The sequence below is a fragment of the Carnobacterium sp. genome (assembly GCF_040274425.1).
In genome coordinates this window covers 1-13,140 of record NZ_JBEMBC010000074.1, presented here as the reverse complement: position 1 = coordinate 13,140, position 13,140 = coordinate 1, and the positions used below count along the sequence as shown (strand labels likewise).

At 34.7% G+C, this 13,140-nt stretch carries 11 protein-coding genes and 1 pseudogene; 9 read left to right on the top strand and 3 right to left on the bottom strand.

The window, feature by feature from the left end:
• Window positions 1–230 (top strand): annotated as a pseudogene (locus tag ABS911_RS11955) (prohibitin family protein); the annotation flags it as partial.
• A 595-nt stretch (window positions 231–825) separates the two neighbouring features.
• Here ABS911_RS11955 and ABS911_RS11950 read toward each other — a convergent pair.
• Window positions 826–1,767, bottom strand: a complete 942-nt coding sequence (locus ABS911_RS11950) for a helix-turn-helix transcriptional regulator (RefSeq protein WP_251166055.1) — start codon at window positions 1,765–1,767, stop codon at window positions 826–828.
• Between the two features lie 124 nt (window positions 1,768–1,891).
• Between ABS911_RS11950 and ABS911_RS11945 the strand changes: the two genes are divergently transcribed.
• The 5 genes from ABS911_RS11945 (at window position 1,892) to ABS911_RS11925 (ending at window position 8,134) form a co-directional block, all read left to right on the top strand.
• Window positions 1,892–3,175, top strand: coding sequence for an ABC transporter substrate-binding protein (locus ABS911_RS11945; RefSeq protein ID WP_350467768.1), 1,284 nt, complete (start codon window positions 1,892–1,894; stop codon window positions 3,173–3,175).
• Window positions 3,176–3,238: 63 nt separating this feature from the next.
• Window positions 3,239–4,105, top strand: a complete 867-nt coding sequence (locus tag ABS911_RS11940) for a carbohydrate ABC transporter permease (RefSeq protein ID WP_251166135.1) — start codon at window positions 3,239–3,241, stop codon at window positions 4,103–4,105.
• A 107-nt stretch (window positions 4,106–4,212) separates the two neighbouring features.
• Window positions 4,213–5,004, top strand: a complete 792-nt coding sequence (locus ABS911_RS11935; protein WP_251166134.1) for a carbohydrate ABC transporter permease — start codon at window positions 4,213–4,215, stop codon at window positions 5,002–5,004.
• An 11-nt stretch (window positions 5,005–5,015) separates the two neighbouring features.
• Window positions 5,016–7,280, top strand: coding sequence for an alpha-xylosidase (gene yicI, locus ABS911_RS11930; RefSeq protein ID WP_251166053.1), 2,265 nt, complete (start codon window positions 5,016–5,018; stop codon window positions 7,278–7,280).
• Between the two features lie 401 nt (window positions 7,281–7,681).
• The gene (locus tag ABS911_RS11925; protein ID WP_251166052.1) at window positions 7,682–8,134 is read left to right on the top strand and encodes a DIP1984 family protein; all 453 of its coding nucleotides are present in this window, start codon (window positions 7,682–7,684) and stop codon (window positions 8,132–8,134) included.
• A gap of 538 nt (window positions 8,135–8,672) precedes the next feature.
• On the opposite strand, the gene ABS911_RS11920 is transcribed toward ABS911_RS11925, so the two are convergent.
• Complete coding sequence (locus tag ABS911_RS11920) at window positions 8,673–9,137, bottom strand: hypothetical protein (RefSeq protein WP_341048245.1); 465 nt, start codon at window positions 9,135–9,137, stop codon at window positions 8,673–8,675.
• A 350-nt stretch (window positions 9,138–9,487) separates the two neighbouring features.
• Window positions 9,488–9,787 (bottom strand): hypothetical protein, encoded by a 300-nt coding sequence (locus ABS911_RS11915; RefSeq protein ID WP_034536612.1) that lies wholly within the window; start codon window positions 9,785–9,787, stop codon window positions 9,488–9,490.
• A 229-nt stretch (window positions 9,788–10,016) separates the two neighbouring features.
• Between ABS911_RS11915 and ABS911_RS11910 the strand changes: the two genes are divergently transcribed.
• The 3 genes from ABS911_RS11910 to ABS911_RS11900 all read left to right on the top strand — a co-directional run bounded on the left by ABS911_RS11910 (window position 10,017) and on the right by ABS911_RS11900 (window position 12,861).
• Entirely contained in the window at window positions 10,017–10,598 is a 582-nt protein-coding gene (locus tag ABS911_RS11910) for a GNAT family N-acetyltransferase (protein WP_251166051.1), read from the top strand.
• A gap of 145 nt (window positions 10,599–10,743) precedes the next feature.
• Window positions 10,744–11,616: an aminoglycoside 6-adenylyltransferase gene (locus tag ABS911_RS11905; protein WP_350467767.1), complete on the top strand. Its 873-nt coding sequence runs from the start codon at window positions 10,744–10,746 to the stop codon at window positions 11,614–11,616.
• A gap of 264 nt (window positions 11,617–11,880) precedes the next feature.
• Window positions 11,881–12,861, top strand: coding sequence for an aldo/keto reductase (locus ABS911_RS11900; protein ID WP_251166049.1), 981 nt, complete (start codon window positions 11,881–11,883; stop codon window positions 12,859–12,861).
• The last annotated feature ends 279 nt before the right edge of the window (window positions 12,862–13,140 follow it).

Genomic DNA, 13,140 nt, shown 5'->3' with positions numbered 1-13,140 from the left:
CTGGTCAAGAAAAAGAAAAAGCTCTTTTAGAAGCTGATACAGCAAAAACAAAAGCGGATAGTTTAGCCTATCAAAAAGTAAAAGCAGCAGAAGCTGAGGCTGAAGCAAACAAAAAATTATCAGAATCCATTACAGAAGAATTAATTAAGTTAAAAGAAGTAGAAGCACGTTTAGAACATGGTTGGGTTGAAGTACAAACTGGCGAAGCAATTGTTGATACTAATAAGTAGGTGATAGAATGATTTTCTTCTTAGGTAAACTTATTTTTATAACTATACTAGTAGTTTTAGTAGTTGGTTTAATATTTTGGTTGTTTAAAGCAGATAATAATAATGACGATGATGATTTCAACTTTTAAGTACTTCTTATTAATGCATAGTTGAATATTTTAACACTATTGTACCTTATTCAGAATCATTCATTCGAATCAAAAGCCGTAATAATGGTGATCTTTTTTACCCTTTACTATGGAGATAATTATCACTCTATAGCGGCTACTGATCCCGTTTCAGTAGGAGTATAGTCTCTTTACATTATATTGAGACAATTGCTGAATCTTATTCCAAGCAGCTATTCCAGGGTAATAATACTAGTGATGAACAGGATTTTATCTTCCCGTTAGATTAAGAAAAAAAGCTGATGCCATTTATTATGCAGATTTTGATGTAAGAGAAATAATTAAAGAAGGAAATCAATGGAAGTCTGTACTGCAACTTGCTGAGTTGATTTGGGAGAAGTAACGTCAAAAGAGAATTGCTTAGATGCAATTCTCTTTTTTTGCGAAAGTTTAGATTATCTGTTTGTTACATTTAATTTCCTCACCACTTAAAGCAACGTAACATTACTAGGATTCTTTCTATAGTCAGTAGGTGTCATATTGGTTTCTTTTTTAAAGATGCTTGTAAAGTAATTTGAATCTTCAAAACCTGACTCTAAGGCGATATCGATTACTTTTAAGTTTGTATTCAGCAATAAGTATTCTGCTTTTTTTACGCGCATCTGGTTTAGGTAAGTTATGAAAGACATTCGAAAGTTCTTTTTGAAAAAGCGGCAAAAGTGTTCTTTGCTGAAACCGATATGGGCACTGATCTCCTCTAAAGTGATTCGATTCTTATAGTTCTCTTCTAAATAGAGAACTATTTTTTTGCATTTATACGAATTCAACTCATTTTTGCTATCCGTATATTGATCATGGCGAAATAATTTTTCTTTATTGATGTATAGATTTTTAAAAAATAGGAGTAAATGTGCCTTTAATGATAATTCAAAAAAAGGTTCTTTTAACGCAAATTCATCGATGATTTTTATCACATAATTACGAAGGTCAGCAATATTTGGCAATTCATTTGTTGCATGCATAATGTGTTTTGATGGAGATTCTATAATTGAATCAATATAGGACTGCTGAATCAAATCAGAAAAATGGCTTTCGATAAAAAAAGAATCAAACACTATCGCAAAAAAAGCACAAGGAGAATTGTTGTAAGATACTGCTCCATGTAATTGATTTGGGGAAATAAACAAAATATCTCCTTCCTCAGCAATATAAGAATTGCCTTCTATTTTAACTTCCATAACACCTCTAGATACATACAATATTTCCATTTCTCTGTGCCAATGCATGTGGATCATATTTTTTCGATATTCATTATGGTTAGTGAAATGTACGGCAATTGGAAAAAGGCTCTGTCCATGTTCTGTGATCTCTTTTAACGATGTATCGATGTCTTTCTCACTTGGATTAGGCGTAAAAACATAACTTTTCATTCCTATTTGACCTCTTTTCTTATTAATATCAATATTACAAGGTGTTTTAACTAAGATAGCGATTACATTATACCTTGAATATCAATATAATCGATATAGAAATAAAAAAAATAGGAGGGTACAAATGATGAAAAGAAAATTTTTACTATCTACAATTGCTTTAACAGGGATATTAGGATTGGCTGGATGTGGGAGTTCTGGTTCAGGTGCATCAGATGAAGGAGACGTAACTTTAGAAGTCTTTAACATCAAAACAGAAACTGCAGAACAAATGGATGAACTTGTCGAAAAATTTGAAGAAACACATGATAATATCAATATCAATATGACAACAGTTGGTGGAGGAACAGATGCTACGGCAGCCTTGCAGTCAAAATTTTCTTCTGGAGATGAGCCAGACATCTTTATGCTTGGAGGTTTAGCAGATGCTCAAACGTGGGAAGATAAATTATACGATCTGGGTGAGACTGACTTAGCCAAAAATGCTATCGAAGGAACGCTTGAAGGAGCCACTTTGAACGATACAGTCTTAGGTGTACCGATGAATATTGAAGGTTATGGTTGGTTGGTGAATACAGAAGTTTTTGAAAAAGTAGGTATAGATCCAACTTCTATTCAATCATTTGCTGATTTTGAAAAGGCAGTAGAAACCATCGATTCCAAAAAAACAGAATTAGGCTTAGACGGAGTATTTGCATTCAGTGGTGGAGAAACTTGGGTTTCTAGTCAATACAGTTCGAATTTTGTTGCACCTGAATTTAATAATAGTCTAAACGAAACATACGAAGCAAAAGAATTAGACCTTACTTACGCGGATCAAATGAAACAATATACTGACTTGGCTATCGAATACAATGCAGAGCCTTTAGAATCAATGGACTACAGTACGTCTGTTGAGGAACTATTCGCTAGTGAAAAAGTTGCAATCGTTCATCAAGGGAACTGGATCGTTCCGACATTGAACAGTTTAGATGAAACGATTGCTCAAGAGAAACTATCTATTATACCAATGTTTGTTGAAGATGAAACAGAAGGAAAGATCGTTGCCGGGCCAGCATGGTATTGGTCTGTTAACAAAGACAAAGATCAAGAAGCAATTGATGCATCCATTGAATTTTTGACTTGGATGTACACCGATGAAGAAGCAATGGCTTCGATCATCAATGATTTCGAATTTATTCCGGCATATACCAACTTTTCCAGCGAGGATATAACAGATCCGTTATCAAATGAAATCTACAACTATTTGAGTGATGGCCAAACAGTTCCTTGGGTGCACAACTCTTATCCAGATGGATACGGTCAAAATACTTTTGGTGTGAACTTGCAAGGGTATGCAGCCGGTCAACTTTCTTGGGATGAATTTATGTCTACTTTAAAAGAGACATGGAGCGAGGAACGAAAATAATCTATACCAACAGGGAGGAAAATTTTCCTCCCTATATAGGTTTAAACTTAAGGAGGATTGTGTATGTTAACGAACCGTTCAAAATCATTTTGGCTATTATTGGCACCAGCGTTGATTGCTTTAATTGTTGTTCTCTTCATTCCGTTGATGACAGGAAGTTATTATTCGCTAACAGATTGGAATGGCAACACGGTAGGTAATTTCATAGGATTGGATAACTATGTCAAAGCTTTTCAAGATCAAGGATTTATCGACAGTCTGATTTTTACAGCGAAGTTTTCTGTCGTCAGTGTCATATTGATCAACATGATTGCTTTGATGTTGGCAACTCTAGTGACACAAAAACTAGGGAAATGGACCACGTTATTTCGCACAGTTTTTTTCATGCCCAATCTTATAGGAGGAATCATTCTCGGTTTTATTTGGCAATTTATTTTTAATAAAGCTTTTGAGAGTATTGCCGATTTGACAGGCATTGAATTTTTTGCCGGATGGCTGAACACTCCAGAAACTGGGTTCTGGGGACTAGTGATCTTGTTCGTATGGCAAATGAGCGGCTACATGATGCTGATTTATATCTCATTCTTGAACAACATACCAGAAGAAATCCTGGAAGCTGCGGACATAGACGGTGCATCTCCACTACAAACCTTTTTTAGAATCAAATTGCCCATGCTCATGCCTGCGTTTACAGTCACTTTATTCCTAACACTGTCAAATGCCTTTAAGATTTATGACCAGAATTTAGCTTTAACACAAGGCGGCCCATACAATTCTACTCAAATGGCAGCGATGAATATTTACAATGAAGCCTTCTCAATGAGGAATATGGGATTTGCCCAATCTAAAGCGATAATTTTCTTAGTTATTATTGTCGTTATTTCGATCATTCAAATCTCGATAACTCGTAAAAAGGAGATCAGTGCATGATGAAAACCAATAGGCAACTATCCATTAAAAAAAATTCAACCATAAAAGATTCCAACAAACCTAAAGTAAGTGCGACACAAAAGAGAAAAAATAAGAAAAAAATCAGTATGATTCTTTTAGGTATAGTCATGTCTCTGTTTTGGTTTTACCCATTTTTCTTGATTATTATCAATTCTTTCAAGACAAAAGCAGAGATTTTCCAGAACACACTTACTTTACCCGCTGGAATGCATGTTGAAAACTACACAACTGCTTTTGAAAAATTAGACTTTATAAAAAGTGCTGCGAATTCATTACTGATTACAATTGGATCATTAGTGTTGATTGTGTTTGTATCATCAATGGCTGCTTATGCTTTGTCGCGAAATACAAGCAAGATCAGTTCCTTTATTTATTTCGTTATTGCGATAGGTCTGTTGATTCCATTTCAAGGAATCATGATTCCCTTGATATCCCTTTTCGGAAAGGTCAGTATGTTGAATCAACCAGGATTGATGATCATGTATCTAGGGCTTGCTACTAGTATGTCGACGTTTTTGTATTATGGAGCGTTGAGAGGGATTCCTAAATCGTTGGATGAAGCTGCTGTTGTGGATGGTGCAAACACCTTTCAGATTTATTGGAAAGTGATAATGCCACTCTTAAAACCAACAACTATTACAGTCATTGTTTTAAATTCATTATGGTTTTGGAATGATTACCTCTTACCTTCATTAAGTGTGAACAAAGAAGGTATGTATACTATTCCATTAAAAATGTTCTACTTCTTTGGCGAGTTTAATAAACAATGGCATTTAGCGTTGGCAGCACTAGTTATGGTCATTTTACCGATCATTATATTGTTTGTAGTGCTTCAAAAACATGTAGTAAAAGGAATATCAGATGGAGCAGTCAAATAGGAGGAGACAAAATGAAATTTACTGAAGGATACTGGCTAACGAAAGAAGGATTTACACTCAACCACCCTCAAGAAACGACAGACTTTCGAATGGATGAGGATGGATTAGAATTATTTTTACCTTATAAAAAAATCGGAAGACGTGGGGACACTCTAAATTTAGGGATGACGACACTGCGTTTTGAATCACCACAGGAAGACATCATCAAAGTTCGACTGACACATCATGAGAAAAATGCTCTGAAACCAGAATTTTCTTTGTTTGAATCCACTGTTTCTGTTGATATCGATGTGGAAACGGATGAGTATTATCACTTTAAAACTGGTTCTTTAGAAGCCATTGTTCCAAAAGAAGGCGATTTTAAAATAGAATTTTTAGGTGATGGAAAAGTACTCACTTCATCAGAACCCAGAGCACAAGCTGAAATCAGTTTTATTGATGGGAAACATTATATGCGAGAGCAATTGTCTTTGGATCCTTATGAATACGTTTATGGGACGGGAGAACGATTTACACCATTTGTAAAAAATGGTCAATCTATTGATGTTTGGAATGAAGATGGCGGGACTGGAAGTGAGCAATCTTATAAAAATATTCCGTTTTACCTGACAAATAAAGGGTATGGAGTTTTTGTGAATCATCCTGAAAAAGTTTCGTTTGAAATGGGATCCGAAAATGTTTCCCGTACACAGTTTAGTGTAGAAGGTGAAACACTAGAATACTTTATTATTTATGGACCAGATATGAAGAGTGTCTTAAAAAAATATACAGATCTAACAGGAAAACCTGCTTTACCGCCTGCATGGTCGTTTGGCCTTTGGCTATCCACTTCTTTCACTACAGATTACAGTGAAGAAACCGTAATGCATTTTATTGAAGAAATGCAAGAACGAGAGATTCCGTTTGATGTATTTCATTTCGATTGTTTTTGGATGAAAGAATTTGAATGGTGCAGTTTTGAATGGAATAAGGATATGTTCCCGGATCCAGAAAAACTGATCCAGAGAATCCATGATAAAGGTCTCAAAGTATGTATGTGGATCAATCCTTACATCGGACAGAAAGCCAAAATCTATAAAGAATGCAAAGAAAAAGGGTATTTTATAAAATCAGCTGACGGAAATGTCTGGCAATGGGACTTGTGGCAAGCAGGTCAAGGAATCATTGATTTTACAAACCCAGAAGCTCGCGAGTGGTATAAACAACAATTAAAAGGTTTGATCGATTTAGGCGTGGATTCCTTTAAAACAGATTTTGGTGAACGTATACCAACGGATGCTGTGTATTATGATGGTTCTGATCCAGTAAAAATGCATAATTACTACGCTTATCTCTATAATGAAGTTGTATTTGAGCTGTTAGAAGAACTGAAAGGAAAAGGACAAGCAGTGGTCTTTGCGCGTTCGGCTTCAGTAGGTTCACAAAAGTTCCCAGTGCATTGGGGAGGGGACAATCTATCAGAATATTCATCAATGGCAGAATCATTACGTGGTGGACTATCTTTTGTTCTATCAGGCTTTGGTTTTTGGAGTCATGACATTGGCGGGTTTGAAGAAAATGCAGAAGACGACCTTTACAAACGATGGACACAATTCGGATTGCTGTCGACCCACAGTCGCTATCATGGAAATATTGAATACCGTGTACCATGGAATTTTGGTGAAGAAGCCGCATTGGTAAGTCAAAAGTTTTCAAAATTAAAAAATTCCTTAATGCCATATATTTATTCAGAAGCAGTTGAGACTGCCAAAACAGGAGTTCCTATGATGAGACCACTTGTATTGGAATTTCCTGAGGATTACACAACTCACACGATAGATAAACAATATATGTTTGGTAAGAACTTGATGGTTGCACCCATTTTTAATGACAAAGGTGAAGTGAAATTTTATCTTCCAGAAGGCACTTGGACAAATTATTTAGACAATACGACACTTTCCGGAGGCAGATGGCATCAAGAAACCCATGATTACTTCACCTTGCCACTAATGGTGCGTCCGAACAGCTTGGTCATTGAAGGTGCTACAAATACTACTGCTGCTTATGATTATTCAAGCCAATTAACAGTTCATGCTTTTGAAATTACTGAAACGGTCACAGAAGTAGTTTATGATACTGAGGGGACTTATATCGGAAAGATTACGATCATTCCAAAAGAAGGCAATTATAAAGTGCAGGTTGAAAATCTCCATGATGTACAAGTACTGTTTAGAAATCAGACTATTGAAGGAATGGAAATGCACGAATATGGTTCCTTGTTAAACGTTAAAGAATAAAAAATACGGTGAAAAAGAGAATTGCTTCTTGCAGTTCTCTTTTATTCTGGACATTAATCATTGAACAATGGGCGCAATCCAATTGTTTGGTTGTGTGCAAGAGCCTATTGTAATGAAGAGCTTAAGATAATGATGACTATTATTTAGAATGGATGTAAAGAATAGTTCCTGGGTATCAATAAAGTATGGAGTGTAAGAGAAAATAAAAGCGATGGACCATTGATGAAATTAAAAAATTTGTTGATAATAATTCTGAAAGTAAATTGCTAACGATAGAATATCAAGATTTTTTTTTAAAGGCAGAGAATATTGCACTTCTTTTGGCAGATTTCTTGCTAAAAAATGTCTTTTATATTAATCTAAGTTTTAACAGACGCTTAAACTGAAAGGAAGTTTTTTCTATGAAACTTGCGGAGGCATTACTCTTGAGGCGGGATCTTGAAGCAAAGTTAAAGGCACTTAAGCAGGAAATTTTAGCGAACTCCTTGATTCAAGAAGGAGATTCATTAGATATAAGCATGGAAGAATTGATACAAGATTATCAAAAAACTAATGAAGAATTCTCTCAATTAGTCGTAAAGGTCAATCAACGAAATACTTCGGCTCATCTGTATGATACTGATAAATTGATTGTTGAGGCGTTGGAGGAAAGAGAATCTTTAAGAAGACAGCACGGTCTTTATAACGAGACTATCGAAACAGCCAATGATATCAGACGATTTGGACGAAATGAAATCCGAATGGTGCGAACCGTCGATACGAAGGAATTAACTAAAAAAATGAATGTAGTTTCTAAAAAATTACGAGAATTAGACGGACAGATTCAACAAACAAATTGGCTGGTTGATTTATAAACTAAGCTGTTGGGTGGGAAATCAAAGGCGAGCACACAGCCCGTACAGGCTCAAATGTACACCCTATGAGGTTTGGCAGGAACCTTTAATCATCAATGACTGCTCAACAATGACATCAGAAACAATAAAAAATGAATAATTAATTACCATGTGCTGATTTGATTATGGTAGGGAGACACCCCTTGATCTTGTATCAAGGGGTGTTAAGGTTGAATTAACTAAATTCTGTTGAACAAGTTTTTCAAAAATATTCGAAAAGACCCGGAAATTTTTAATAAGTAAATTGATGTGTACTACATTGAAAGGATCACTGATAAAAGCCTTCTTGACAACACAAGAATTAAAATAGCGGAGAAATTGTTTCTGTCAACCAAGTTTTGACTGAACCGCATATTTTACTTACAACGGTTGTTTATAAAGTGAAATAAACTTCAAGACTCTTTCTGGGGTCTTTTTTTTTATTCAATTAGTTCATTACAACCAAAAATACCCTACACATGATGTGCAGGGCAGTCGATGAATTTATTTGTTAACTTAGTTAGGCTACTATTTCATAAGTACCATCTTTATAAACTTTATATATACCAGCAGTTCCAGAACCGCCTTGCTCTTGTAAGGATTGGCTTATTAATTTCAAAGTGTAAGAGTCATCATCTGATTCTAAAACTTCATAGACGATGTCTGTGTTATCTGCTTCAATTCCAGTTTCTTCTTTGATAAAAATAAAAGCTTCTTCTTCAGAATTGATGACATTTTCAGATGTGCTTGAAGTACTTTCTTCTGACTCTTCCATGCTGCTTGAATTCGATGTATCGCTTTGTTCCTCAGAATTGGTTGTACTTGACGTGCTTTCTGCAGACTCTTGCGAACTACTCGAGCTTGATGTATCACTTTGTGAAACGGAAGATTGAGTAGGAGCTTCTGCTTTTTCGTTGATAGTATTACAACCGGTTAAAATAAATAAACTCGTCAACATAGTTAGTGTCATACTTAGTTTTTTCATTTATTTCTCCTTTCCTAATAGAAATAGTTTAAAAATAGATGAAATGAACTAATCTATTAGTGTCAGTTTTTATTTTGAATCTTTACTATACTATTAGCATAACATTATCAATTATCTAATCAAATATTTGAACCCGTTTACATAGAAAATGTTGACTAAATCTAATCTTTTTCCAAAATTTATGCAAGATACTACAATATAAATTATTCTATCATACTGAATTAATAGTATTCTTAAGAAGGTGTAAAAGAAATTGATAAAACCAGATGATGTGTTTTTAATTCTACTGGAAAGTCTAACATTAGAAATATAGAAAGACGAATGATAAATCGTCTCTCTAATTAGAATTTTTATAGTAATTTTCGTGAGATAGATTTTATAGATGAGGTTTTATAAAAAGTGGCAAAATCAGTGTCTGTTCCTATGGTAATCCAGTCTGCTTCATCAATTAAACTAGCATAACCTATTTGAGGTGTACTAGTGGCTATCATAGAACTTTCATTTGTATGGATAGCATTAAATGAGTTTGAAAATATTTTCTTCAACTCATATTCTTTATTGAGTTCATGAACATTAATATAACCATTAATAATTGAAGAGTCACATAGTTCTAGTTGCTCTCCATCGATGAATGTAATAACTAATTTCACAACAACACCCCCTTAAAAAAATTATCTCATAATGTGACAGAAATGTGAACTATAACACCTTTGATATAAATATCAAAAGTTTAAACTCTGAATGAATTTTAGTAGAAAGAAGTACATTTTTTGTATGTATTGAAAAATTTATTTTAAAATAGTTAAACTTAACTTTAGCTTCGTAGAATGGTACATTAAAGTTAGTCATATTTAAAGAGAAAAAGAGAGGAGTGCTTTTTTGTTAGACAAAACAATTCCATACGCAGAAATTTGGATGTACCGCTTGAAAGATCTTCCTGTTACCGAACAAGCTTTACCTGAAGGCTTTCACTTTGAGTTTTACCAAGAGGGTGATGAAACTGAATGGGCAGCTATCGAAACGGCTGTTTCTGAATTTGAGGATGAAGCGCAGGCACTAGATTATTTCCAGAAGAAATTTGCACCATTCTCGAAAGAATTGAAAAGGCGAATGCTGTTTATAACGGATTCTGAAGGCAGAAAAATCGGCACGTGTTCAGCTTGGTGGAAAGAACTGCCTGATGGCACTCGCTATCCGCTAGTACATTGGGTAGCAGTAAGACCAGGATACCAAGGAAAAGGAATCGCCAAAGCTATGTTACGTCGGACGCTTAAGCAGTTGCAAAAACTTGAGGCTACTACTCCTGTTTATCTGCATACTCAAACTTGGAGTCATGTTGCAATCCGATTGTATCAAAAGCTGGGATTTGAGATCACAGATAAAAACTTAGATGGGACTCCTAACTCGGATTATAAAAAAGCGATGGAGATTCTAGCCGGATTAGAAAATAGCAAAAGATAAGTTCAATTAAGACAAATCGATAGGATCCAATTTAAATCCGGCGATCATTCTTTGCCAAATTAGTAAAATATAAAAAAATAATCTGAAAATTATATTCTTGAAAATAGTTAGGTGAAACGAACCTAACATTGGTAGGTGTTTAAAAATGAGAAACGAAAAAGAAATGCTGGAATTAGTTTTAACAAAAGCAGAGGAAATAGATACTATCAGACTAGTAGAAATGAATGGATCGCGAGTTTCCGCCACAGCTAAAAAAGACCCTTTTCAAGATTATGATATTGTCTATTACGTTGAAGACATAGATTCTTTTTTGAAAGACCATTCATGGATAGACTACTTTGGAGAAAGAATTCTATTGCAAATGCCGGATCAAATGGTTATTCCGCCTGCTAATAGTAGACGAAAAAGCTTTTCTTATTTAATGCTTTTTACGGATGGAAATCGAATTGATTTAACATTAACTCCGGTAAACCTCGCTGAGAAATATTTAAAGAGCAATGAAGCTCGCAAAATACTCTTAGATAAAGACAACAGAACTACAGCATTAGTGGTTTCTACTGAAGACCCTTATCGAATTAGTAACCCTAATGAGAAAGAGTTTATAGACTGCTCCAATGAGTTTTGGTGGGTAAGTACTTATATTGCAAAAGCTTTATGGAGAGAGGAACTCCCATTAGCTAAAAACATTATGGAAGGTCCTGTAAGAGAGATGCTGATGACTATGTTGCATTGGCACATTGGTATACGAACAGATTTTAAGGTTAGCGCTGGAAAAGGCGGTAAGAATATTCAGAAGTATGTTGAGAGCAGCGTTTGGAATAAACTGGTCCGTACTTATCCCGATGGAAATTACAAAAATATATGGCAATCTTTATTTAATATGTGCGACCTTTTTGAAGAATTGACCATTGAAATCAGCCAAACATTTGATTTTGATTTACCAGATTATAGAAAGAATGTATTGCCATATTTAGAACATATTGAAAAGTTGCCTCAACATAGCAAAGATATTTATTGATGAATTTTTAGAATGAACTGCAGCCTAAATCAGAATAAGGTTTAGATACTTCATTATTCTCCAAAACAGCCATTGTTTAAGTAGTCAAAATGATAATGATTAATTTATTAAAAAATAGGATTTCACTTGACTTAAAGTTAACTCAAAGGTGTATCTTAATAGATAAGAAATGAATTAGTAAAAAATAATTTTGATTAAGTCGCTCATCTATTGAGTAAAAATAATGGTAGTAGCGGCTTAATGATTAATAAAGGAGAAAAAGAGATGGAATACACGAAGTTAGGAAATACAGGTATGGATGTTTCGAGAATTTGTCTTGGCGCAATGAGTTTTGGGGACCCAGAAAAATGGATTCACAAATGGGTGTTGAATGAAGCGGAAAGTCGTCCGATTATTAAAAGAGCACTGGATCTGGGAATCAATTTTTTCGATACAGCAAATATCTATTCACTTGGAAGAAGCGAAGAAATTTTAGGTAAAGCATTAAAAGACTATGCAAACCGAGATGAAATCGTATTAGCAACAAAAGTTCATGGACATATGTTTGATGGACCAAATGGTGGAGGCCTTTCAAGAAAAGCCATTCTCTCTCAAATCGATCAAAGTTTAAAGCGGTTGCAGACAGACTATGTTGATTTGTATATTATTCATCGCTGGGATTACAATACACCGATTGAGGAAACTATGGAGGCTTTACATGACGTTGTAAAATCTGGTAAAGCTCGATATATTGGAGCTTCGTCAATGTATGCTTGGCAGTTTCAAAAAGCACAAAACATTGCAGAACGAAATGGATGGGCCAAATTTATTTCTATGCAAAATCATCTAAACTTGATTTATCGAGAAGAAGAACGAGAAATGATGCCTTATGCTTCATCAGAAGGAATCGCTCTGACTCCGTATAGTCCCTTAGCCTCGGGACGATTGACTCGTGATTTTTCTGTTCAGACCAAACGTGCAGAAACAGATAACATAGCACGTTCTAAATATGATGAGACTGCTGATAAAGATCGTCTCATTATTGAAAGAGTTGCACAACTGGCTGAGCACTACCAGGTCAGTCGTGTTCATATAGCACTAGCTTGGCTTTTACAAAAAGAAAGTGTAGCAGCCCCAATAGTAGGAGCAACTAAGCTTGAACATATAGAAACAGCAGCGGCAGCCGTTAATTTTAAGCTTACTCCAGAAGATGTTATTTTTCTAGAAGAACCTTATATTCCACATAATATAGTTGGATTTTCATAAAAAAAAAGACTAAGTTAATTTTGCAAAAAGGCAGTGTGAGTTAAACTCATACTGCCTTTTTGCATTGCCTTTAAGTCTAATGTGATGAATGGGAAGAAATTTATCACAGAGCTAGAACTAAACCGGAAAATTTCTTTTATATAAAGAAAGGGTAAAAACAAATCAATTAAAGATTAAACCATGCCTTTAAAGCATAGATAGCTTTTTAACAAGTATTGGACGATAAGAGAATGAAGTTGTAACCTAAACTTATAAATTATTTTATTACAGCTTTTTTAG